Source organism: Geomonas sp. Red276, assembly GCF_054784495.1.
Genome location: NZ_BLXW01000001.1, coordinates 252,528 through 275,589, shown reverse-complemented (window position 1 = coordinate 275,589; position 23,062 = coordinate 252,528). Strand labels below are relative to the sequence as shown.

The window sequence follows — 23,062 nt, the reverse complement described above, 5'->3', positions numbered from 1 at the left end:
GGTCAAAAAAATGTCGCCGTGGTGCCAATGTTCCGGGGGGCAAAATAGGCGGTGGGCGAGGGGTGTCAAAGTTCCGGCGGGCCTCCCTCACCCGGCCTGCGGCCACCCTCTCCCGGAGGGCGAGGGGAAAGGGGACTGGGACCTGCCGAGCCAGTCCCCTCCGGGCCTCGGGAGAGCGGTCCCCTCCCTCTCTCAAGGGTGAATGGACCGGGTGAGGATGGGGGGAGCGCAGAAATTACGGCAGGTTCCCCCGCCCGGCGAGCACCGGCTCCAGCTTGTGGAGCACGGCGTTGCGGCGCAGGATCTCCCGGTACTCCTCCCGGGTCGGCAGCGGCATGGCCTTCCGCTCCTCCAGGATCCGCTGGATGTCGTCGGCGTTTTTGGTCCGTTCCCACTGGCCCGTGCGGGGGGAGTACATCTTCACTATCTGGGCGGGATTGCCCACCGCCACCGAGAAGGGGTGGATATCCCGCGTAACCACGGCGTTGGCGCCGATCACGCTTCCGCGCCCGACGGTGAGGTGGCCGGAGATGACCGTGTTGATTCCCAGCCAGCAGTTCTCCTCCACCACGACGCTCCGGTTGAAGGTCGCCCCTTGCTGGATCACCGGCTGCATGATGTCGCTGTAGATGTGGTCGGCGTCCGAGATGTAGACCCGCGGCGCGAAGACGCAGTAGTCGCCGATCTCCAGGGTGCCGCCGGTCGAGATCATCCCCTGGCGTCCCACCAGCACGGTGCGGCCGATCTTCATCCGGACATGCTCGTCGCGGATGCAGACGTTAAGCCAGCTGCAGTCGCCGATGCAGCTTCCCTCGCCGATGGATACGTTCCGGATCCCGAGCACCTGTACCATCGCCCCGAAGGCGACCCCCGGGAAGTGCCCCTCCAGTTCCTCTATCTCCTTCAGGTGGGGAGCCCTCGCCTCCGTTACGGTAACCGCGGCCGCCGGCGCAGGGGGCGCCGCCGAAGCCATCGGAGCCGCCTCTCCCGCCGGAGCCGTCTGAGACGTCGCGGCCGCCGCTTGGGAAAGCTGCTGCGCGAGGGTCTGGGTGGCCGGGGTTCCCAGCTCCGGAGCGTCTCTCCTCATCATCTCCTCTTTCCGCCGTTGCAGGGCGAGGTACCGTTCCATCCCCGCCGGATGGGCGCTGCGGTCTGCCCCTGTGCGGGAGCCGGGGAGGTGCCTTTTCAGGATCTGGTCGAGCTCGAGGATCCGGTTTTCCATGCTGTGCTCCAGGGAGCAGCGCTTGCGGCCGCGGCTCGCAATCACCTCCCTCTCCAGCGGGTGCTTCAGGTAGTGGTCGATCTTCTCCATGAGGTCGCCGCTGTTGTGGTAGGTCTCCAGCTCGACACCCGGCTCGAAGTAGTTCTTGATGTTGTCGTTGTACTCGGTGAGGAGGAAGGAGCCGACCCCGGTGGTCTCGAACATCCTCATGTTGCTCGACTCGGCGCCGGCCATGTCGATGTGGGCGTTGAAGACGATCTCACCCTGGCGCAGGGCCCGGTACATGTCGAGCCCCCAAAGAGCCCCCCGGTTGATCCTGGCCACCTCCGGCGGCATCTGCCGGGGATCGCCGGCCAGGAAGAAGGCGGGCTCGAAGGCACCATCCTGCCCGGCCCGGGCGATCTCTCTCAGCAGGGCGTTACGCTTGCCGTGCTCGGGGGACCACCCGCCGGTGAAGATGACGTTGTACCGCTTGGGGGCGTCCTGGACGGCCAGCGACAGGAAGGTGGGGAAGCCCGGGGAGAAGCGTTCCACCGCGGGGACCCCCATGGCACGGGCGGCGTCCAGGCAGACCGTGGAACTGGAGACGATCAGGTCGTAGTTGGACCAGTCGGTGGACGGGTCGATGGAGGCGGCGCGCCATCCGGCGACCAGCGGGGGCTTTTCGGCCAGGGTCGCGATGAAGCGCCCGTCGAAGACGATGGGGTTCCCCATGTAGACGATGTCGGGGCGCAGGGTGTCGATCTGCATCCGGAGGATGTCGAAGAGCCACTGGTTTTCCGACGGGAGCGTCCTGCCGTTCTCCTTGAGCCACATCCCCTGGGTGAACGGACAGTTGGCCACCACCAGGTGGGCCTCGTAGCCGAGCTTTCCCAGGTACGGGGTGTACATGTGGGGCCCCCCGAAGCCGTCCTGCACGAGCGCCTCTATCTGTTGGGCGTAAGGTGCGCTGGCCAGCCCCTGGCGGGCTCCATAGAACTCCTGCAGGTAGTTTTCGTAAAAGGTGTGGACCAAAAGGAACTTCATCGGCTACCTCCGTGCGCCTCTAGGAAACTGCCCGCCGCAGCGTCTCGGCCACCCGCTCCTGCTCCTCTTTCCCCAGTTCCGGATAGAGGGGAAGGGAGAGGATGCGCGTCATGAGGCCGGCGGCGGCCGGGAAATCGGCGGCGGTGTGGCCGAGGTGGCGGTAGGCCCCCAAGAGGGGGAGGATCATGGGGTAGTGGACGCCGCTGTCGATCCCCTTCTTCTTGAGGATCTCCTGCACCCGCTCGCGCCCCTCCACCTGGACGACGTAGAGGTGGAAGACGTGCCCGACGTCGGGCTGCACCGCCGGGGGGACGATGCCGCTTCCGGCGAGGAGCTCGGTGTAGCGGGAGGCGACCATCCTGCGGGCCTCGGTCCACTCCTCGAGGTGTCTGAGCTTCACCTCCAGGATGGCGGCCTGCAGGCCGTCCAGCCGGGAGTTGCGCCCCTCGAACTCGTGGTCGTACTTGGCGATCCTCCCGTGGTTGGCGATCATGCGGCATTGCCTGGCGAGGTCGGCGTCGCCGGTGACGATGGCGCCGCCGTCGCCGTAGGCCCCGAGGTTCTTGCCGGGGTAGAAGCTGAAGGTCCCCGCCACCCCGAAGGTGCCGACACGCTGTCCGCGGAACTGGGCCCCGTGGGCCTGGGCGCAGTCCTCGACCACCGCCAGCCCGTGCTTTTGCGCGAGCGCCATCACGGCATCCATGTCGCAGGGCTGGCCGTACAGGTGCACCGGGATGATGGCGCGGGTGGCAGGGGTCACCTTGCGGGCGGCGTCGGCGACGCTTATCGTGTAGGTGGCCGGGTCGCAGTCGCAGAAGACGACCTTGAGACCCGCGGAGGTGACCGCTTCGCTGGTGGCGATGAAGGTGTTGGCCGGGACGATGACCTCGCTGCCGGCCGGCAGTTCCAGCGCCTTCAGCACGATCTCCAGGGCGTCGGTGCCGTTGGCCACCCCGACGCAGTGGGCCGCCTGCTGGTAGGAGGCGAAGCTCTCTTCGAAGGAGGCGACCGGCTTGCCGCCGATGAAGGCGGACTCCTCGATGACGCGGGCGATGGCGCGGTCGATCTCCGGCTTGATGGCGCGGTACTGGGCTGCCAGGTCGAGAAACTTTATCTGCATCAGATCCCCCGTATCTTGCGGGCCGGGTTGCCGGCGTAGATCCCCGGCTCGGTGACGTCCCGGGTCACCACGCTCCCGGCACCGATGACCACATGGTCAACGATGGTCACCGGGAGGATGGTGGCGTTGGTGCCGATGGAGACATGGTTGCCGATCACCGTCTCCTTCCACTTGGCACGGTCGCCGCCAGCGGGCCCCCCGCCGGCGAAGCTGTCGTTGATGAACATGGCCCCGTGGGAGATGAAGCAGTCGTCGCCGATGGCGACCAGCTCGCAGATGAAGGCGTGCGACTGTACCTTGCAGCGCGCCCCGACCCGGGCTCCCTTCTGGATCTCCACGAAGGGGCCGATGAAGGAGCCGTCGCCGATGGCACATTCGTACAGGTTCACCGGCTCGACCACGGTGACCCCTTCACCGAAGGAGACCTCCCTGATCCCCGCTTTCCTGATGCGCGGCTCACCCATTGACGACCCTCCCGAGGCGGCACTTCTCGGGGCGGAAGCGGAGGTGCACCTCGCGGCCGGTCTCGATCGACTCGTAGATGGCGTTGATGAGCTCCAGCGACTTGCGCCCCACCAGGCCGTCCACCAGGGCCGGGGTGCTGTTTTTGACCGACTCGATGACGTGGCTTAAGTAGGCCACGTGCCCGAAGCCGTAGACGTTGGGGGGATTCTGGCGGTAGGTCTCGACCACCTCGGAGTCCCCCGGCTCCGGCTGGGCAAAGTTCCAGACCTTCATCTCGTTGACGGCGAAGCCGCCGATCTCCACGGTGCCGCGCTCGCCGAGGATGGAGAGCGATCCCTCCAGGTCCTTGGGGCGGGCCGCCGTGGTGGCCTCCACGATACCGATCGCCCCGTTGGTGAACTTGATGACCGCCACCCCGGTGTCCTCGGTCTCGATGTCGACCAGCGCGGTGGTCGACTTGGCGAAGACCGATTCCGGCTCCCCGAGCATCCATTCCAGGAGGTCGATGTGATGGCTCGCCTGGTTGGTGAAGACCCCGCCGTCCATGGCCCAGGTGCCGCGCCAGCTGTCCTGGTCGTAGTACTCCTGGGTGCGGCACCAGCGGACCCGCACGGTTCCCATGACGAGCTTCCCGAAACGCCCGGCGTCCAGCGCCTCGCGCAGCTTGACCACCGGGTAGTTGTAGCGGTTTTGCTTCACCACGAAGAGCTTGATGCCGGCGCGGTCGCAGGCCTGGATCATGGCGTCGGCGTCGGAGAGCTTGAGCGCCATCGGCTTCTCCACCACGATGTGCCTGCCGTAGGGGGCGAGCTCGATGGTGTGTCGGGCATGGTTGCCGCTCTCGGTGAGGATGTTGACGATGTCGATGTCCACCTGCGCCATCATCTGGTGCATGTCGGTGAACCAGGGAACCCCGTACTTCTCCCCGTAATAGCGCGCCCGCTCCCTCACGACGTCGCAGACGGCGGCGAGCCGTGCGTCCGGGAGCTGTCCTCCGCCGAGTATCTCCGCATGTTTCTTGGCGATCCTTCCACAACCGACCAGCGCGAAATTGAACATGAGCATCCTCTCGTCTGCATACTGAAATGGCACCCCCGCCGGGGGCGCGATGATATACCTGCACGATAGTAGCAATAGCGGTGCCAGCAGGGGCGGCAGCTAAGTTGACGGCATTGCTGGCAAATACCCGTGGCAGATCCGGTCAGTTTTTTGACTGCCCCTTGAGAGACATCAGCCGCACGCTCTTGGCCAGGGTGAGGGCGTCGCTGGAGTCCGGGTGGACCCGCAGTTCCAGCTCCACCTCCCGGGCGCAGGCGGCGAGGTCGCCGCTCGTGAAGAAGCGGTACGCGCGGTCGAGATACGGGGTGGCGGAAGGCTCCGGGGAGGCCGCTCCCTCTTGGGCGGGGATGCGGGGCGCGGCGGGGGCTTCTTCCCTCACGCTCAGTCCCGCGTACAGTCCGGGGAGTCCCTGCCGGTAGATCCCCTCGTCGAGGGTGGCCCGCACCTCCTCCCGCGCCGCCAGGGCGGCGGCGAGCCTCTGCTGCGGGGGCTGGGCGGCCAGCTCCACCATGGCCCGGGCCAGCTCCTCCTCGTCCCCGGGGAGGAAGGTCCTGAAGTGGTGCTCGACGAAGGTGCCCCGGTAGCTCGGGAGCATGACCGAAATGGCGCTCCGCCCGCAGGCGGCACTTTCGGCCAGGGTGATGGGAAGGGTGTCCCTGGAGGGGTAGTTGACCACGATGTCGCTCAACGCGAACACCTGCGGAAGGAGTTCCGCGCTCACCTCCTCCATCCAGCGCACCTGTCCCGCGATCCCCAGTTCGCTCACCCGTCTCTTGAGCTCCGTCTCGTACTGGAGATGGTCCCCGAAGCTGACCCGGTTGAAGATCTTGAAGAGGAGGACGCAGTTCCCCCCCATGGCGGGGAGCGCCCGGGCGAAGGCTTCCAGGATCAGGTGGTGGCCGTTGCTTTCGCCCCAGCCGCGCGGGGAGAGGAAGACGGTGGCGTTCGCCGGGATGCCGAGCCGCTGCCGCCAGGCGAGCGCCTCCTCCCGGTAGCCGGGGGTGAAGCGGCCGGAGTCGACCCCCAGGTGGAGGAAGGTGGTGGGGATCTGGCGGCCGGCGAGCAGGGAGCACTTCTGCGCCATGGTGGGGGCGTCCACGATGGTGAGGTCCGCGCCGGCCAGGGTGGCCCCGATCATGCGCCGCAGGTTCTCGTCGTGCCCGGCCAGGAAAAACTGGTTGATGTCGGAACCCCAGGCGGAGAGGACCAGCGGGTGGAGGCCGGCCTGGACGCAGAGCCAGGCCTTGAGGTCGATCCAGTGGACATGCACCGCGTCGGGGCGAAACCGGTCCCGGATCTCCCTCAGGGCCGCCACGGTGGCGGGGAGGTCCCCCCGGTTGGGGAAGGGGATGAAGCGGTACCCCTTTCCCGCTTCGGGGAGCGGGTCGCCATCCCCCAGGAAGAGGACCTCATGCCCCTGCTCAAGAAGCCAGTTGATGGGGCGTACCGTGTGGGGGCTGAACCAGGGACCGATGGTGATGATCTTCATGCGGCGGCCACTCGTCTCGGCAACAGGATATCCTTCATGGACTCGAACTCGTCCTGGGCCTTGGCGTAGTCGGCGTGGGAGCCGAGGTCGAGCCAGTAGGCGTCGTTGGGGTATCCCGCGATTCTCTTGCCGTCCTTGAGCATGCGGTCCACCACGTCGGGGAAGTCCAAGTAGGTTCCCGGGGGCTGGATGTAGTCGAGCACCTCCGGCTCGTACATGTAGATCCCCATGCTCACGAGGTAGTTCAGGGTCGGCTTCTCCAGGAAGCTCACGATCTCGTGGTTGTCGTTGATCTCGATCACCCCGAGGTCGATCTTCACCGGCCGCTGGTTGAGGGCGATGGTGAGGGGGGCCCCATGCTCCTTGTGGAAGCGGTAGAACTTCGCGTAGTCGAGCGTGGTGAGGATGTCGCCGTTCATCACCAGGAAAGACTCGGTGAGGTCGGGAACCAGCGCCAGCGACCCCACGGTCCCCAGCGGCTGCTGCTCGCGCACGAAGTTGATGGTTGCGTTTTCCACGGTGGGGGAGCCGTCGCGGAAATAGGCCTGGATCAGCTCGGCCAGGTACCCGAGGCTCAAGGTGATCTGGTTGAAGCCGTGGTGGGCGAGCTGGTGGATGACGATGTCCAGGATGGGACGGTCCCCCAGGGGGACCAGCGGCTTGGGAAATACCGTGGTGTAGGGTGCCAGACGTGTCCCCTTGCCTCCTGCCAGGATGACGGCCTTCATGGTTTCTCTCCTTATTCCCCGGGGCTCCGGGGGGTAGATCGCTCCAGGGCCAGGCCGAGGGCCGGGCTGCTGGGGATGTTGATGATCCGTTCGGCTAGTCCCTCCGCCGCGGTGAGCTCCATGCGCGGGGCCGAGGCGTAGGGGGGGAGCCGGTGCAGTAGTTCCCAGGCGGGGCGCGCCATGATCCCCCGGGCGTTCAGCTCGTCGAGGAGCCGGTCGCGCAGCGGGGCCTTTTCGGGGTCGAGCAGCAGCGCGTTCAGCCAGTAGTTGCTTTGGCACCCCTCGGGCTCGGTGAAAAAGTGTGCCCCGTCCAGGGAGGCGAACTCCTCCCGGTAGTAGCCGGCCAACCGCCGCTTGGCGGAGAGAAAGGCCGGGAGCTCCTCCATCTGGGCCACCCCGAGCGCCGCGTTCAGGTTGGGGAGCCGGTAGTTGAAGCCGACCGCGTCGTGCCGGAAGGCCCAGCGGTGGGGAAGCTTGGCGGTGGTGCTCAGATGCCGGGCCCGGCGCGCCAGCGCCTCGTCGCGGGTGAGGATGGCCCCTCCGCCCCCGGTGGTGATGATCTTGTTGCCGTTAAAGCTGACCGCCCCCAAAAGACCGAAGGTCCCGGTGTGGGTCCCCTGGTAGCGGGAGCCGAGCGATTCGGCGGCGTCCTCCACCAGCGCCAGGTTGAAACGGCCGCAGATATCGAGGAGCCCCTGCAGGTCGGCCGGGTGGCCGAAGGTGTGCATCGGCACCAGGGCGCGGATGGTGCGCCCGCTTTGCCGGTTGCGGCAGCCGCCGGGGGTGGGGTGGGCGATCTTTTCCAGGTGGAGGGCGAGCTTCGCCGGGTCCACCCCGAGGGTGGCCGGCTCGCTGTCCACGAAGTGGGGGACGGCGCCGCAGTAGGCGACCGCGTTGGCGGTGGCGACGAAGGAGAGGGCGGGGATCAGCACCTCGTCCCCCGGCTCGACCCCGGCCAAGAGGAGGGAGAGGTGGAGGGCTGCGGTGCCGTTCACCACGGCGACCGCGTGGGGGGCGCCGGTGAAGGCCTCCAGTGCCCGCTCGAAGCGGTCCACGAAGCTCCCCACCGAGGAGACCCAGCCGCTGTCGAGACATGCGCGCACGCACTCCCACTCGTTACCGGCGAAGCGCGGCTCGTGGAGGGAGATGGGCCCCTCCTGTCCGCCCGCGGCGCGCCGCACCACTTCGGCGATCCTCTCCGCCAGCAGGGATGCGGTCATACGGTGTACCCCTCCCGGTAGCGTCTAAGGTTCTCGGGATCGCTGAACCAGGCGATGGTCTTGGCGAGACCCCGCTCCAGCCCCTCCAGCCCGGCATAGCGCGGTACCCAGTTAAGGAGCCTCCGCGCCTTGGCGTTCTCGGCCCACAGCCTCTCCACCTCGCTCTTCTCCGGCCGGATCCGCTGCTCGTCGCTCACGATCTCGACCCGGGTCCCCATCAGCCGGGCGATCAGTTCCACCGTGTCGCCGATGGAGATCTCGAAGTTGCTCCCGATGTTGAAGACCTCCCCCGGCGCCTGGTCGGACTCCAGGGCCGCGATGAAGCCCGCTACCGTGTCCTCGATGAAGTTGAAGTCCCGGGTCGGGGAGAGCGCCCCGAGTTTGAGCGACCGCGCTCCCCGGGCGATCTGGGTGATCACCGTCGGGATGACCGCCCGGGTGGACTGGCGCGGGCCGTAGGTGTTGAAGGGGCGCACGATGGTCACCGGGGTGTCGAAGCTGTGGAAGAAGGACATCGCCATCTGGTCGGCGCCGATCTTGGAGGCGGAGTAGGGGGACTGCCCCTGCAGCGGGTGCTCCTCGGTGATGGGGACGAAGCGGGCGGTGCCGTACACCTCGCTGGTGGAGGTCTGCACCAGTTTCGCCACCCCCAGGTCGCGGGCGGCCTGCGCCACGTTGAGGGTCCCCCTCACGTTGGTATCCAGGTAGCTGTCCGGCGAGCGGTAGGAGTAGGGGATGGCGATCAGCGCCGCCAGGTGGAGCACCAGGTCGCACCCCTTCATGGCCTCCCGGACCCCGTGCGGGTCGCGCACGTCGCCGGCCACCGTCTCGAAGGAGCCGGAGAGCTCGGCGGGGAGCTGGTCCAGCCAGCCGCGGGAGTCGAAGGAGTTGTAGAGCACGAACGCGCGCACGTCCAGGCCGCGCCGCACCAGCGTCTCGGTGAGGTGCGAGCCGATGAAGCCGTCGGCCCCGGTGACCAGGATCTTCTTTCCCTTAAGGTTCATGGCGTCTCCTCGCTCCCGCGCTAGCATCCGGAACGGCCGGCGGCCCGCTTGATCCGGGTTCCGGGGTGCGCCCCTTCCCGCTGGCGGTAGGCGGCGCGCTCCCTGAAGTGGTCCACGAGGTACGCCTGCAGCTCCCTCAGCTCCTGGTTGGAGAGGGTCTTGGTGCGGGTGAAGGTGTTGTGGTATTCGCAGGAGGAGGCGTAGTCGATCCCTTTGTGCCGCTCGTGGCGGTAGTCGAGGCTCCCCGGGACCGGGATGTAGAGCGAGAATCCCACCTCCTCCGGGTCGAGCTCCTCGATGAAGGGGATCCGCTCCAGTACCGTCTCCCGCGTCTCCTCCGGGGTGAAGCCGAGGATGAAGTACCCCTTGCGGACGAGCCCCATCTCGCGGGTGATGCGGAAGGCCTCCCGCAGTTGGTCCGGGGTGTTGGGCTTGCCGGTCAGATGCATGAGGGAAGGGCCGCTCTCGACCCCCATCCAGACCTCGCGCAGGCCCGAGTCGATCAGCTTCTGGAGGACCTCCCGCGCCTGCTTGTTGAGGAGCGTGGAGGCGACCACGTTCATGCCGAAGCCGAACTCCACCCCCCGCGCCTTCTTCAGTTCGGCGAGCCGCCCCATCTCAGGGGTGAGGAAGACTTCGGCGTCGCACATGAGGACCATGGAGTCCCGGTCCATCCCCCAGCGGTCGCGGAGCTCCTCCATCTCCGCCACCATGTTCTCGGCGGAGCGGCTGGAGCCGTGCTCGCGGGTGAAGCTGCGGGCCGCGCAGAAGATGCAGTCGAAGGGGCAGCCGCCCCGTTGCAGCTCCATGGAGGTCTTGCGCCCCTCACCGAGTGCGGCCAGCTTCGCGAAGTGCCGGTCCACCCGGATGAGCTCCCGGTCCGGGAATGGACAGCGGTTCAGATCCTTCATGAGCCCGTTGCGGATGAAGCGGCGCGGGGAGTCGCTTTGCAGGACCTCCAGCCACCCCTCCTCGCCCGGCCCCTGGACGAAGCAGTCGACCGCGTGGCCGTAGAGTTCCAAAAGCTCGGCCTCCCCCAGGCCGTGCACCGCGTAACCTCCCCAGACGATGCGTGCCCGCGGGTTCACCTTGCGGATCCTTGCGATGAGAAAGAGCGCGGCGGCGGTCTGGAAGCTGGTGAGCGAGAAGCCGATGAGATCGGCCTCGGCACAGCCGGCGACGATCGCCTCGTCGGCGTCGAACTGGCCGTGGAAGAAGGAGTACTGGTCCGGGGTGAAGCCGAAACGGTATGAGTAGGCGGCGATGTACCCGAGCCCCAGGCTCTCCCATGCGTGCTCGCTCTTGGGGGCGATCAGCACGATCCTCCGTTTGCTAGCCGGCATGGGGACCTCCCTTCACGGCCGCGGCGACATCCGCCCCGTTTCTCCTCTTGAGGTCGGGGGCCGACTTCGCCGGCCCGTTCACGCGTGGTTTGAGCAGGAAAAAAGGGCGCAGGTCCGGGAGGTCGACGATGGCGGAAGGGGGCGCGGCAGTTGCGGCAGCTTGCATTGTGGCTCCGTTTGCTGTTGTTGTGGCTCGCCCCCGTTGGCGACCTCTGGACGGGGCAGCCGGTCTGCGGGCTGATTTAAAAAAGCAACAACCATGCCGGTGTTCCTGTTGGTTAACGCGTTGAATCACAAGGGAAATTTGCCGGGGTTGGCGGGTCAAAATTTTGAAAGGGAGCGTTGCCGACAGGACGGCGTCGTTGATGTCGGAGACTTTTGACGGTGCCATCCCATCGCTTGTGACGGGGGAAGAGGCGGCGAAGCCGGGATCGGGCGGGGAATGGCCAGGGGGCTCAAATCATGAAGTCAAGGATGGTGCGCTGGATGGGAGAGGCTTTCCGCCGTCAAACGGTCGCCGGGAGTTTCCTGGCCACCATGTTGAGGCTGATCAGGCGGTCCTTGAAGCGCAGCGAGCTCGTGTCGGAGAAGAGGCCGAAGGTCTCCACCCGCTGGATGAGGCTGAAGCCGGCCTGGTGGAGGAAGTAGGTGAGGAAGTCCTCGTTGAGGCCGACCTGGTGGAAGTCGTGGGGGTGGGTGTGGCCGCCGAACATCATCCGCATGATGGCGAAGCGCTCGTCGACGGTGAGCTTTTCCTTGTCGAGGTAGAGGGCGGCCAGCGCGTCCAGGTCCGGTACGCTCACGTAGACGGTGCCGAAGGGGTGCATGACCCGGTGCCACTCCTTGAGGGTCGCCTGCAGCTCGCACTGGTAGTCGAAATGTTCCAGGATGTGGGAGGCGTAGATCTCCTGGATGGAGCCGTCGGCGAAGCGGGAGAGGTCGTTGGCGTTGCCGAGGTGGTCGACGTGGGGGAGATCGCAGATGTTCAGGATCTCCCACCCTTCGGCCGGGGTGGTCCCCCCGATGTGGAGTTTGCGCATGGTGATGGGTCCTCGGTCGCCTGCTGCCGTTCGGTTAGAACGGGGTCCCGGCGTAGCCGTCGTACTGGTCGGCGGTGGGATCCATGGTCTTGCCGCGGATGTCCTTGCCCGAGAACTTGAAGACCATGTGGGACGGGTCGATGGTCGCGTCGTTGGTGGAATTCTGGCTCAGCATGAAGGTCACCGTCGCCTGCTGCTGTTGCGGATCGTAGGTCACGCTGGTCGGGTTCTGCGGAATATAGGCTTCGGTGGGAACCACCGGGAGGAGGTTGTTGTAGTAGCCGGCCGCGCCGCCGTTGGCCTTGGTGATGGTCCAGTTGCTGGTATCCTGCACAGAGGAAGGGTCCATCTGCGAATCGAAGGTGAAGGTGAAGGTGAAGAGCTTCGACTGGTTGGGCTGCCCCGTGGCGGAGTTGACCCCCAGCATGCCGAGGAGCTGGGTTCCCATCCCCAGCGCGCTGCCGAAGTTGTCGGTGTCTCCCCCGCCGCCGGCTACCATCTTCGGCTTGGCGATGGTGGCGGAGAGGAGCGCCCCTTGCGTCGCGTCCAGGTTGGTGACGGTATCGACCTCGTGCTGGGCGTTGGTGGTGTCGTTGAGGGCGGCGTAGGCGACCCCCAGCTCGAAGTGCGCGGCGGTCATCTTCGGCCTCAGCTTGACGGCCTGTGTCAGTTGTTTGACGGCGTCGGAATAGTTCCCTTCCTTGTTGTAGGTCGCCCCCAGCGCGTAGTAGACGTTGGGGTCGTTGGGGGCCATCCGCTGGACCTTTTTGAACTGCGCCTCGGCGTCGGTGTAGCGCCCCATCTGCTGGTACATCTGCCCGAGCGTGTACGGCGCGACCTCGTCGGTGGGATCGAGCTTGATGGCGGTCTTGAACTCTTTCTCGGCCTGGGTGTACTGCTTGTTCCCCATGTAGACGTTGGCCAGGCTGGTATGAACGGTCGCCTGCGATGGGTCGATCTGGAGCGACTGCTTGTAGATCTTGATCGCCTCGCTGGTCTTGTTCTGGACGAGGTAAGTCTGGGCCAGGTAGTTGTAGGAGGTGGTGTTGGTGGGATCCATCGCGATGGCGCGCTGAAACTCCTGCGCGGCCTTCGTGTAGTTCTTGTTCTGGTAAAAGCCGATGGCAGAGCTCAAAGCCCCGTTGGCCAGTGACTGTTGCTGCGTGGAAGTCGAGGCCAGCGTGCTGTAGATGTCGTAGGCCGAGGCGGAGCCGCTGCTTCCTGTCATGCCGTCGAGAACGTTTGCCATTGAGAGTCTCCCTCATCCCAAGCGGAGTTGTGGTTCATCCAGTGTATCGGCAGCTTCAGAGAAAACTTTAGCTGTAATCGAAGGCCCGCGTCCGATAAAGGTCGCGGGCCGACTTTTGACATGTTCAATTCCCCTCGCCCCTTTAGGGGAGAGGGTGCCCGGGGGCGGGTGAGGGAAGGTTTTAAACTTTACGCCCGGGCCGGCCTCGCGTTCCCTCCCCTTCAAACCCAACCTTCTCAAGCGTTGGCGCAGCGCTTGAGGTTGCTCAGGCACTCGCGGGCGGCCTGGTTCCAGGGCTCGAGCTGGGTGACCTTGCCGTAGAAGGTCTCCGCCTCCTGCGGGCGGTCAAGCAGCGTGCAGATCTTGCCGAGGCACATCAGGGTGTCGACGTTCTTGGGCTCCTTTTGCAGCTGGTCCAGGTAGATGGCGATGGCGCCGTCCACGTTGCGCCCCTCGACGAAGTAGAAGTCGGCAAGGTTCTTCTGGAAGGTCCCGTTGGCCGGGACCAGGGCGGCCGCCCTTTCGTAGTGGGCGAGAGCCTCCTCCTTGTCCCCCCTCTCGTAGCAGAGGACCGCAAGGTCGTTATGGGCCGGGGCAAAGTTGGGATGGACGACCAGGATCTTCTCCAACTCCTCGGTGGCCTCGTCCAGCTTCCCTTCCGCGACCATGTGCTGAACGTTTTCGTAACGATCCTCGGCGGGCTCGTCGTCATCATCGGCTCCGGCTTCGGGAGCGTTCTCCTGCTCGGCCCGGAGCTCGGTCAGCCGCTCGCGCACCGTCTGGTTCCACGGCTCGATCTCCAGCGCCCTCTGGTAGAAGGTCTCCGCCTCGTTGGGCTGGCCGACCACCTGGCTGATGATGCCGAGGTTCAAAAGGGTCTCCACGTCCCGCGGGTCGTCTTTGAGAAGTTCGAGGTAGATGGCGATCGCCTCGTCGGTCTGTCCCTCCTCCACGAAGAGCATGTCGGCCAGGTTCTTCCGGAAGGTCATGTCGCGGGGGGAGAGCTCGACCGCTCTCCGGTAGTGGAGCAGGGCGGCTTCCTTGTTGCCGGTGAGATAGTGGAGGGCGGCCAGATCGTTATGGGCGGTGGCGTGGCCGGGGTGTCTGGCGATGTGCGTTTCCAGCGCCCGTACCGCCTGCTCCCGGTCTTCCCCGTTGACGACCGGCTGAAGACGGGCGAACGCCTCGTCGGCCGATTCCGCGGCCGGTGGCGCCATCGGCTGGGGAGCGCTGACCGGCTGGCTCGCCATCGGCTGGGGAATGCTGGTGGGCTGGCTGGCCATCGGCTGGGACATGCTGAGGGGCTGAGACATGCCGAAGGGCTCGCTCGCCATCGCCGGGGCGAGCGCGGCGCCTTTGGCCGGGGCCTCGCCTCCCTGCGCCACCATGGTCAGCCCGGTGAATTCCGGCAGGTGCACCACGCTGAAACGTTCGGCGCACTTCTGGAGGAAGGCACCCATCGCCCCGTCCCCCTCGCCGATGCAGCCGATGGTGTAGTGAAGCTCGCGGCGCCACATGGCATGGTTGGGGACCTCGCCGGCGCGAAGCAGCGCGACCGGGTCCTTACCCTGCCAGCTGCGGCTCCCGGCGCTGACATGCTGGGCGAAGCTCTGGTGCGGGATGGTCGTCAGGCAGGTGTTGCCGAAGGCCAGCATCGCCTCGGGGTGCTGGCCAAGGGTGGCGGAGAGGAGCTGGTAGGCCTCGCTCCTCATCCGGTCGGCCACGTTGAGCAGGGTGATGAAGCGGCCGGAGGCGATCTTGACTGCCAGGTTGACACCGGCGTAGGCGCCCGCCCGGTACGGTATCCTCAGGGAGACGATGTTGCCGAACCTGCGCTGGAGGTCGGTGACGATGGCGGTCTCGGACTGATCCGACCCCTGGTCCACCACGATAACCTCCATGCTCCGGGCGATCGTCTGCTCCAGGAGGCCCGCCAGGCACTCCCTGACCTGCGACTCCTGGTTGCGGGTGACCACGATGGCGGTGACGAGGGGACGATCCTCTGCTTCGGTTACGGCTGCTCCGCCGCGGTTGACTTCAGGCAGGCTCATAAGTTCGTTCTCCGTTCTGGGTGAGTTTTTAATTTGCAGGGTCATCGAAATGTCAATTTTCCGCCCCTGCCTCTCTCTCAACGAGGGGACAAGGCAGGATGAGGCGGTACCCACGATGATTAAGCAACTGCTATGCCAGTGGCGCCTGCGATGGCCGGTGCCGTCCCTGGCATGGTCCCCCGGCGGGCCCCCGAAGGCTTGCCCAGCGCGGCTTTGCGGTGGAGGAGATGACCCCTGACAAATGGCGGAGGGCAGGGGAGGCGAGGCGGCGCGGGTGTCGTGGTCAAAAAGCCGACACGGTCACTGACCGCAGGTGATGAGGAAGACTCCGGCCAGCATGAGGAGGCTCGCGATGATTCCGCCGCGCTCCCCGAAGAGGTAACGGCCGTAGAGGACCCCGAACAGCAGGCTCAACCGTTTCACGGCGATCATGTAGGCGACGTTGGTGAGGGTGATGGCGTAGATGTGGGAGAGGATCTGGATGGTGTAAAAGAGCGCCGGCAGCAGCGACGCGGTAAGCACCCCGTTGGTGGAGAGGGCTGCCAGCTCCCTTTTCCCCTTGTACAGGGCGAGCGGCGCGGTGCAGAGCACGAGGAGCGGAAAATAGATGGCGGCGAAGAAGAGGGGGGAGGAGAGGGCGATGGCGCGCTTGCCGATCACCGAGGTGACGCTGTAGATCAGCGCGACGGCAATCATGCAGAGCGACCCCTTTTCGCTGAAGAGCGCCCTCAGTGGCGCCAGTACGCCCCCGTTGGCCATGGACGCCCTCTCCCTCGGGGCGAGGGTGGCCGAAGGCCGGGTGAGGGAGGACCGTCCGGCATTAAGCAGGTAGCTCCCGAGTGCGATGAGAACCACCCCGGCCGCCCCCGGGGCGGTGAGCTTTTCGCCGAGGAGCAGCGACGGGAGGATCAAAAGGAGCAGCGGGGTGAGGGATAGGAGCGGAAGAGTGAGGTTCAGGGGGGAGAGTTTCAGCGCCTTACTGTAGAGAAAGAGCGCCGCGGCCTCCAGCGGGAGGCCGAGCAGGAGGCAGAGGTAGAATTCCCCGCCCAGGGGAGGGATGGGAATGAACGGGAGCGGGATCAGGAAGAGCGGGGCGGCGGGGAGGATCCTCAGCCAGGTGACCAGGTACTCGTTGTGGCCGGCGAGCGCCTTCTTGGTGAGGGCGTCGCTGGTAGCGAGCGTGAAGGCGGAGATGAGCGTCAATGACAGCCAAAGCGGAATCATGACGAAAGCATAGCGCAGGTGGCGGCCGCACGCAGGCGCGCAAGGGGGAAAAGGGCGGGAGCGGTTGAATATGGGGGAAAAGGGGGCCTAATTGACATGTTCCACGTCCTTAGTTTCGAAGGTTACGGAGGTGTGGCCATGAAACGCCACCGGAACGCAGTGGGCATCATGGAAGGGGCGAGAAACGTCTGCGCCATCGCGCGGTCGCTGGTGGAGGCGGCCGAGGAGGCGGTGGGAGAGGGGCTTGGCGCGGAGCACGACGCCGCGGTGAGGATGATCGTTCACCGGCTGGCCGGGCTCTGCCAGGTGGAGGAGATCGGTTACGGCTTCGATCCGGTGACCGGACGCGATATCTATGGCGTGCTCATGAAGGAGTGCAGGGACAAGGCGGGGGAGGAGCCGGCGCGCGTGACCGGTGAGAGTGAGCGGCTCATCCTGTTGCGTCCCAGCCTGAAGGGGCTTCCGGAAGGCGGTTGACCAGCGTGGCCAGGGTGAACTCCGGGCGGATGTTGATCCTCAGCGGGATACCGCTCTCCCCCAGTCCCCCGCTCACGATCAGGGTGCTCTTTCCCTTGCGGAATACGCCCAGGTCCCAAGGGGGGAAGAATCCCATGGCCGGGACGAAGGCGGCTCCCAGGATCGGGATGCGGAGCTGGCCGCCGTGGGTATGGCCGCAGAGCATGAGATCGATCCCGAGTTTGGCCGCCAGCGGGAACGGGTGGGGCGAGTGGGAGAGGAGCACCACCGGGCTTTCCCCGTCGGTGTCATCCATGGCCGCCGCCAGCCGGGCCCGGCGGGTGACCGGGTCGTCGATCCCCACCACCTGGAGCCGTGCGTCTCCCTTTTCGAGCACCGCGGTCTGGTTGGGTATCACCTTGGCTCCCGCCTGGCGCAGCCGCTCGTTGAACTCCTCGGCCCGGTCGAGCCGCCAGTCGTGGTTTCCCGGTACCGAGAAGATGGGGCCGTCGAAAAACCTCCTGATCCCCGCCACCAGCTCCAGCGCCGGTTTAAGCGACGGCGCGGTGCCGACCACCAGGTCGCCGGTCATGGCCACCATGTCGAAGCGTTCCCGTTGGATAAGGGCCAGCAGGTGCTCCCCCTCCGGGCCGTACTCCTTGTCGTGCAGATCGCTCAGGTGCAGGATGGTGAAGCCTTCGAAGGCGCGGGGGAGGTCCTGGACCGGGACCAGGTACCTGCGGATCCTCACGGATTCCTTTTCCAGGTAGAGATAGGGGACCGCCGCCAGTCCGCCCATCAGAAATGCCCGTCGTGAAAGTAGCATCATCTTGGAAATCCTCCGGAATGAAAAAATTATAACATGCGGCCCGGCGCCCGAGCGGGTGGCGGATGGTTCACGCCATATCTTTGACTTCGACGCCGGCTGTCGGTATTATGACGCGGATTTTCGAAAGGAGCGTCCGATGGCGGATTTCGCGGTCAGCGAGGAAAAGAACCGGTGGCTTAAGGCCAAGATGGAGCAGTTGGGCGTCAAGGAGAGCGACCTCGAGGAGCGTTTCGTCCACGCCTCCGGGAGGGGCGGGCAGCACGTCAACAAAAGCTCTTCCTGTGTCTATCTCAAGCATCTCGCGACCGGTACCGAGGTGAAGTGCATGGAGTCCCGCAGCCAGTCGCTCAACCGGTTTCTGGCCAGGCGCTACCTGCTGGAGAAGCTGGAGGGGCTCTCCGGGAAGCCGACCGGCAAGGACCTGGCGGCCGAGAAGTTGCGGCGGCAGAAGGCGCGGCGGAAGAGGCGGGCGAGCTCGAAGTACGTCCAGGGCGGATCTTCAGGGGAACCGGCCGGGGGAGAAGAGATGGGGACGGGCGGAGAAGAGACGATGGCGCCGGTCGGGGGAGATGAAAGGGAGTAGCCGAGCCCCTCCTTGGCTCAGCTGGTTGGCAAGGAATATGCTTAGGGGGAGGGGAGAGGTTAGACCGGCGGTATCTCGGCATTTTTCCGAACAGCCGGAGACGAGCTCCCGGGGGTGCTTTTTCCCGCGGAGCGGGAAATTTAGCGGGCCAAAAAAAAGTTGACAACCTAATGAGGTGGAGGGTATAAATTTACATTATCCTCAATAAGACCTTGCTTCGATCCTTACACTACCTCATACACTCTCACTACCGGTACCGGTAACGACACCTCAAGGTTACACTTACTTCACACATACTCATCAGCCGCGTTTTCATATTAGGCAGTCCACGCATGTGACCATGCCGCTCTCATATCGTACATATCCCCGCAAGCCAGCGACAGGCAACCCGACATCCCCGATCCGATGGAGAGTTGCGCCATCCCAGGAGAACAGATGAACCTACAGGAACTCAAAGAGAAAAAGATCAACGATCTCACGGCAATCGCCAAGGGTCTCAACATAGAGGGGGCGTCGAGTCTGCGCAAGCAGGACCTCATCTTCGCCATCCTCAATGCCCAGACCGAGAAGAACGGCATGATCTTCGGTGAAGGCGTGCTTGAGACGTTGCCGGACGGCTTCGGGTTCCTTAGGGCTCCGGATTACAACTACCTTCCGGGTCCCGACGACATCTACGTCTCCCCCTCCCAGATCCGCCGCTTCAACCTGCACACCGGTGACACGGTGGCAGGCCAGATCCGCCCCCCGAAAGAGGGGGAGCGCTACTTCGCCCTCTTAAAGGTCGAGACCGTCAACCACGAGTCTCCCGAGGTGGCCCGGGACAAGATCCTCTTCGACAACCTCACCCCGCTCTACCCGGAAGAGAAGCTCAAGCTGGAGACCGCTCCCGACAACATGTCGACCCGCGTGATGGAGCTCATCGCGCCGATCGGCAAGGGGCAGAGGGGGCTCATCGTCGCTCCGCCGCGTACCGGCAAGACGATGCTCATCCAGAACATCGCCAACTCCATCGCCGAGAACCACCCCGAGGTCTTCCTGATCGTCCTTTTGATCGACGAGCGCCCGGAGGAGGTTACCGACATGCAGCGCTCGGTCAAGGGCGAGGTGGTCTCCTCCACCTTCGACGAGCCGGCTTCCCGTCACATCCAGGTGGCCGAGATGGTCATCGAGAAGGCCAAGCGCCTGGTCGAGCACAAGCGCGACGTCGTCATCCTGCTCGACTCCATCACCCGTCTGGCCCGCGCCTACAACACCGTCATCCCTCCCTCCGGCAAGATCCTCTCCGGTGGTGTCGACTCCAACGCGCTGCACAAGCCCAAGCGCTTCTTCGGCGCCGCCCGCAACATCGAGGAGGGTGGCTCGCTCACCATCATCGCTACCGCGCTCATCGATACCGGCAGTAAGATGGACGAGGTGATCTTCGAGGAGTTCAAGGGTACCGGCAACATGGAACTCCACCTCGACCGCAAGCTGGTCGAGAAGAGAACCTTCCCGGCCATCGACATCAACAAGTCGGGGACCAGGAAGGAGGAGCTCCTGATCGACAAGGCGTCGCTCAACAGGATCTGGATCCTCAGAAAGGTGCTCCACCCGATGAACGTGGTGGACTCCATGGAGTTCCTGATCTCAAAACTGGGCGGGACCAAGAGCAATCAGGAGTTCCTGGACTCCATGAGCAAGTAGGTGAAAAAGAGCTTGAAAGTTTCCACCGAAGATGTTATGTGTGAATACTTTCCGGCGATCAATCATGAAAAGTTACCGGGGTTCGCCCCGCGAGGAGGAAGATATGAAGGCTGAGATCCATCCGAAGTACAACGACATCACCGTCAAGTGCCTGTGCGGCAACCAGTTCCAGACCCGCTCCACCAAGGCCGAGATCAACACCGAGGTTTGCTCGCAGTGCCATCCGTTCTACACCGGCAAGCAGAAGCTGATGGATACCGCGGGTCGCGTCGAGCGTTTCCGTAAGCGGTACAACATCGCGGCCAAGCCGACGGAATAGAGGTTCTCGCTTTTGCGGATCCGGTGAGGGGATTTTGTCTTTGGCGAAATCCCCTTATTTCGTTTTCTCTATGCCGCCCGCTGGCTTTTGAAGGATCTTCATGAAGGTTGCCCTTCTTCAACACACCCCCGAGCCCGAGCTCACCGTCGCCTTGGCCGCCCGGCTCTGCTATTCCAAAATCGACATTGGCGCCCTCAAGGAAAAACTCACCGGCGCCGACATCAAGAACTTCCTCGACAAGATCATGTCGCTCGGGCATCAGTCCGTGCTGGAACACGCCTCCTTCACCTTCGGGATCGAAGGGATCTCGCGGGTGACCAGCCACCAACTGGTGCGCCACCGGGTGGCCTCCTACTCCCAGCAGTCCCAGCGCTATGTCTCCCACACCGAGCGCTTCGGCGTGGTCACTCCCCCGTCCATCGCGGAGAATCCGGAACACCTCGCCCGTTTCGAGGCGCAGGTGGCGGCGCTGCACGCGGCCTACGCCGAGCTGGTGGAGGCGGGAGTGCCGGCCGAGGACGCCCGCTATCTCCTTCCCAACGCGACCGAGACCAAGATACTGGTCACCATGAACGCCCGCGAGCTTTTGCACTTCTTCGGCGTCCGCTGCTGCGAGCGCGCGCAGTGGGAGATCCGGGGCATGGCGATCGAGATGCTCAGGCTGGTGAGGCCGGTGGCTCCCACCATCTTCGGCCAGGCCGGCCCCGGCTGCCTCGCCGGCCCCTGCCCGGAGGGGAGCATGTGCTGCGGGAAACAGAAGGAAGTCCGGGAGTTCTTCAAGAAGCTCTAGACGTCCCTCTCGTCGGACGCTCCCCTCGCCCCTTCAGGAGAGAGGGGAAATAGAAGTTGCCCTCGACTTGTCGGGGGATTTGCGCAGGCAGCAGGACCCGAAGGGCCTCCCGATGATGGCGGCGCTTCACATGAGGTAAAAATGAGCAAGATCAACATCGGTGGACAGGCGGTTTTGGAAGGGGTCATGATGCGGGCGCCCCGCTCGCTGGCCATCGCGGTCAGGCGGCCGGACGGCGAGATCTCGGTCAAAAGCGAGACCGTCATCCCGCTCTCCGAGCGTTTCCCCATCACCAAGCTCCCCATCGTCCGGGGGGCCGTGGCCCTTTTCGCCTCGCTCATCACCGGTATCAAGGCGCTTAACTTCTCCGCCAACGAGGCGCTCTCCGAGGAAGAGGGGAAAAAGGAAGAACTCTCCGGGTGGGCCATCGGCGGCACCATGGCGTTTGCCTTCGGGTTCGGCATCCTCCTTTTCTTCATCATGCCGCTCTACCTCACCAAGTTGATGGTCCCGGTGATCGGCGGCTCCAACATCGTTTTCAACCTGGTCGACGGCGTGATCAGGGTGGCGGTCTTTCTCATCTACATCATCTCCATCTCCCGGATGAAGGACATCCAGCGGGTCTTCCAGTACCACGGGGCGGAGCACAAGTCGATCTTCACCTTCGAGGCCGGCGAGGAGCTGACCGTGGAAAACGTGAAGAAATACAGCTGCCTGCACCCCCGCTGCGGCACCAGTTTCCTCCTCATCGTCATGCTGGTGAGCATCCTGGTCTTCTCGCTGATCCCCAAGCCCTGGCCCTTCTACTTCAAGGCGGGCGCGAGGATCGTCCTGCTTCCCATGATCGCCGGGCTTTCCTACGAGGTCCTCAAGTGGACCGCCAAGCGTGAGAACAACCCCTTCGTGCGGATGCTGATCGCCCCGGGGCTCGCCTTGCAGCGGCTGACCACCCGCGAACCGGACGACAGCCAGATAGAGGTGGCCATCAAGTCCATGCAGGTGGCCCTGGATATCAACGGCGGCCACAAGGATGACCGCCTGGTCGTCTAAATAATCCCCCTGAGGTTCATAAATGTTTGAAAAGATAGCCGAACTGGAAAGACGTTATGAGGAACTGGAGTCGCTCCTCGCAGATCCCGAGGTGTTGGCGAACCAGACCGAGTTCAGGCGCCTCTCCAAGGAGCATTCGGGCCTTTCCGAACTGGTCGCCGCCTACCGTGAGTACAAGAAGCTCCTCTCCGACATCGAGGACAACCGCGAGCTCATGAAGGAACCGGACCAGGAGATGCGCGAGATGGCGGAGGCCGAGCTCGAGACCCTCGAGAAGCGCCGCGCAGAGCTCGACGCCGAGATCAAGGTGCTCCTTCTCCCCAAGGACCCCAACGACGACAAGAGCGTCGTCCTGGAGATCCGCGCCGGCACCGGCGGGGACGAGTCCGCCCTTTTCGCCGGCGATCTTTTCCGCATGTACACCCGCTACGCCGAGACCAACCGCTGGCGTGTCGAGATCATCTCCGCCTCCGAAGCGGAGAAGGGGGGCTTCAAGGAGGTGGTGGCCCTCATCGAAGGCGCCGGCGTCTTCGCCAAGCTGAAGTACGAGTCCGGCACCCATCGTGTCCAGCGCGTCCCGGAGACCGAGGCCCAGGGGCGCATCCACACCTCCGCCTGCACCGTCGCCGTGCTTCCCGAAGCCGAGGACATCGACATCGACATCAACCCCACCGACCTGAAGATCGACGTCTACCGCTCCTCGGGCGCGGGGGGGCAGCACGTCAATACCACCGACTCCGCGGTCAGGATCACCCACATCCCGACCGGTACCGTGGTCGCCTGCCAGGAAGAGCGTAGCCAGATCAAGAACCGCGCGAAGGCAATGAAGGTCCTCAAGTCGCGGATCCTCGACTCCATCCAGATGGAGCAGAACGCCAAGATGGCCGCCGACCGTAAGAGCCAGGTGGGGAGCGGGGACCGCAGCGAGCGTATCCGGACTTACAACTTCCCGCAGGGGAGGATGACCGATCACCGGATCGGCCTCACCCTCTACCGTCTCGATGCCATCATGGCCGGGGACATCGCCGAGATCACCGACTCGCTGAGGACCCACTACCAGATGGAGGCCCTCCAGGCCCAGAGCGAAGGGATGTAGCGCGTCCCTCCCCCAT

Annotated in this window: 22 protein-coding genes; 7 read left to right on the top strand and 15 right to left on the bottom strand. The window is 64.9% G+C overall.

Annotated elements, in window-relative coordinates; genetic code table 11:
* Nucleotides 1-235 precede the first annotated feature (235 nt).
* The 14 genes from ACYVL5_RS01205 to ACYVL5_RS01140 form a co-directional block, all read right to left on the bottom strand.
* Nucleotides 236-2,248, bottom strand: coding sequence for a glycosyltransferase family protein (locus ACYVL5_RS01205; RefSeq protein WP_460593719.1), 2,013 nt, complete (start codon nt 2,246-2,248; stop codon nt 236-238).
* Nucleotides 2,249-2,267: 19 nt separating this feature from the next.
* Nucleotides 2,268-3,368 (bottom strand): DegT/DnrJ/EryC1/StrS family aminotransferase, encoded by a 1,101-nt coding sequence (locus ACYVL5_RS01200; protein ID WP_460593718.1) that lies wholly within the window; start codon nt 3,366-3,368, stop codon nt 2,268-2,270.
* On the bottom strand, nt 3,368-3,832 hold the full coding sequence (locus ACYVL5_RS01195; protein WP_460593717.1) for an acyltransferase: 465 nt from the start codon (nt 3,830-3,832) through the stop codon (nt 3,368-3,370). The genes ACYVL5_RS01200 and ACYVL5_RS01195 overlap by 1 nt, the downstream gene beginning before the upstream one ends.
* A complete protein-coding gene (locus tag ACYVL5_RS01190; RefSeq protein ID WP_460593716.1) occupies nt 3,825-4,892 on the bottom strand; it encodes a Gfo/Idh/MocA family protein in 1,068 nt (355 codons plus the stop codon). Before ACYVL5_RS01190 ends, ACYVL5_RS01195 begins: the two co-directional genes overlap by 8 nt.
* Before the next feature lie 142 nt (nt 4,893-5,034).
* Entirely contained in the window at nt 5,035-6,381 is a 1,347-nt protein-coding gene (locus ACYVL5_RS01185; RefSeq protein WP_460593715.1) for a glycosyltransferase family 4 protein, read from the bottom strand.
* The gene (locus ACYVL5_RS01180) at nt 6,378-7,109 is read right to left on the bottom strand and encodes a glycosyltransferase family protein (RefSeq protein ID WP_460593714.1); all 732 of its coding nucleotides are present in this window, start codon (nt 7,107-7,109) and stop codon (nt 6,378-6,380) included. The genes ACYVL5_RS01185 and ACYVL5_RS01180 overlap by 4 nt, the downstream gene beginning before the upstream one ends.
* 11 nt (nt 7,110-7,120) lie before the next feature.
* Nucleotides 7,121-8,329 (bottom strand): LegC family aminotransferase, encoded by a 1,209-nt coding sequence (locus tag ACYVL5_RS01175; protein ID WP_460593713.1) that lies wholly within the window; start codon nt 8,327-8,329, stop codon nt 7,121-7,123.
* Nucleotides 8,326-9,333 carry an SDR family oxidoreductase gene (locus ACYVL5_RS01170; RefSeq protein WP_460593712.1) on the bottom strand — a complete coding sequence of 336 codons (1,008 nt, stop codon included), beginning with the start codon at nt 9,331-9,333 and terminating at the stop codon, nt 8,326-8,328. The genes ACYVL5_RS01175 and ACYVL5_RS01170 overlap by 4 nt, the downstream gene beginning before the upstream one ends.
* A 20-nt stretch (nt 9,334-9,353) precedes the next feature.
* Nucleotides 9,354-10,676 (bottom strand): B12-binding domain-containing radical SAM protein, encoded by a 1,323-nt coding sequence (locus ACYVL5_RS01165; protein ID WP_460593711.1) that lies wholly within the window; start codon nt 10,674-10,676, stop codon nt 9,354-9,356.
* Complete coding sequence (locus tag ACYVL5_RS01160; RefSeq protein ID WP_460593710.1) at nt 10,666-10,842, bottom strand: hypothetical protein; 177 nt, start codon at nt 10,840-10,842, stop codon at nt 10,666-10,668. Before ACYVL5_RS01160 ends, ACYVL5_RS01165 begins: the two co-directional genes overlap by 11 nt.
* Before the next feature lie 340 nt (nt 10,843-11,182).
* Nucleotides 11,183-11,716: a class I SAM-dependent methyltransferase gene (locus ACYVL5_RS01155; RefSeq protein WP_460593709.1), complete on the bottom strand. Its 534-nt coding sequence runs from the start codon at nt 11,714-11,716 to the stop codon at nt 11,183-11,185.
* Nucleotides 11,717-11,750: 34 nt separating this feature from the next.
* Nucleotides 11,751-12,965 carry a tetratricopeptide repeat protein gene (locus ACYVL5_RS01150; protein WP_460593708.1) on the bottom strand — a complete coding sequence of 405 codons (1,215 nt, stop codon included), beginning with the start codon at nt 12,963-12,965 and terminating at the stop codon, nt 11,751-11,753.
* Between the two features lie 236 nt (nt 12,966-13,201).
* Nucleotides 13,202-15,016, bottom strand: a complete 1,815-nt coding sequence (locus tag ACYVL5_RS01145) for a tetratricopeptide repeat protein (RefSeq protein WP_460593707.1) — start codon at nt 15,014-15,016, stop codon at nt 13,202-13,204.
* Nucleotides 15,017-15,316: 300 nt separating this feature from the next.
* Nucleotides 15,317-16,240, bottom strand: coding sequence for an EamA family transporter (locus ACYVL5_RS01140; RefSeq protein ID WP_460593706.1), 924 nt, complete (start codon nt 16,238-16,240; stop codon nt 15,317-15,319).
* 138 nt (nt 16,241-16,378) lie between these two features.
* Here ACYVL5_RS01140 and ACYVL5_RS01135 point away from each other — a divergent pair, with 138 nt between their 5' ends.
* On the top strand, nt 16,379-16,717 hold the full coding sequence (locus ACYVL5_RS01135; RefSeq protein WP_460593705.1) for a hypothetical protein: 339 nt from the start codon (nt 16,379-16,381) through the stop codon (nt 16,715-16,717).
* Here the strand turns inward: ACYVL5_RS01135 and ACYVL5_RS01130 are convergent.
* Nucleotides 16,671-17,525 carry a metallophosphoesterase gene (locus tag ACYVL5_RS01130; RefSeq protein WP_460593704.1) on the bottom strand — a complete coding sequence of 285 codons (855 nt, stop codon included), beginning with the start codon at nt 17,523-17,525 and terminating at the stop codon, nt 16,671-16,673. The genes ACYVL5_RS01135 and ACYVL5_RS01130 overlap by 47 nt on opposite strands.
* A 136-nt stretch (nt 17,526-17,661) precedes the next feature.
* Between ACYVL5_RS01130 and ACYVL5_RS01125 the strand changes: the two genes are divergently transcribed.
* The 6 genes from ACYVL5_RS01125 to prfA all read left to right on the top strand — a co-directional run bounded on the left by ACYVL5_RS01125 (nt 17,662) and on the right by prfA (nt 23,046).
* Complete coding sequence (locus ACYVL5_RS01125; RefSeq protein ID WP_460593703.1) at nt 17,662-18,108, top strand: peptide chain release factor family protein; 447 nt, start codon at nt 17,662-17,664, stop codon at nt 18,106-18,108.
* A 435-nt stretch (nt 18,109-18,543) separates the two neighbouring features.
* Nucleotides 18,544-19,791 carry a transcription termination factor Rho gene (gene rho, locus ACYVL5_RS01120; RefSeq protein ID WP_460593702.1) on the top strand — a complete coding sequence of 416 codons (1,248 nt, stop codon included), beginning with the start codon at nt 18,544-18,546 and terminating at the stop codon, nt 19,789-19,791.
* Between the two features lie 103 nt (nt 19,792-19,894).
* Nucleotides 19,895-20,110: a 50S ribosomal protein L31 gene (rpmE, locus tag ACYVL5_RS01115; RefSeq protein WP_460593701.1), complete on the top strand. Its 216-nt coding sequence runs from the start codon at nt 19,895-19,897 to the stop codon at nt 20,108-20,110.
* A gap of 100 nt (nt 20,111-20,210) precedes the next feature.
* A complete protein-coding gene (thyX, locus tag ACYVL5_RS01110) occupies nt 20,211-20,900 on the top strand; it encodes an FAD-dependent thymidylate synthase (protein ID WP_460593700.1) in 690 nt (229 codons plus the stop codon).
* Nucleotides 20,901-21,041: 141 nt separating this feature from the next.
* Complete coding sequence (locus ACYVL5_RS01105; protein ID WP_460593699.1) at nt 21,042-21,950, top strand: DUF1385 domain-containing protein; 909 nt, start codon at nt 21,042-21,044, stop codon at nt 21,948-21,950.
* A gap of 22 nt (nt 21,951-21,972) precedes the next feature.
* On the top strand, nt 21,973-23,046 hold the full coding sequence (gene prfA / locus ACYVL5_RS01100) for a peptide chain release factor 1 (RefSeq protein WP_460593698.1): 1,074 nt from the start codon (nt 21,973-21,975) through the stop codon (nt 23,044-23,046).
* Nucleotides 23,047-23,062: the final 16 nt, after the last annotated feature.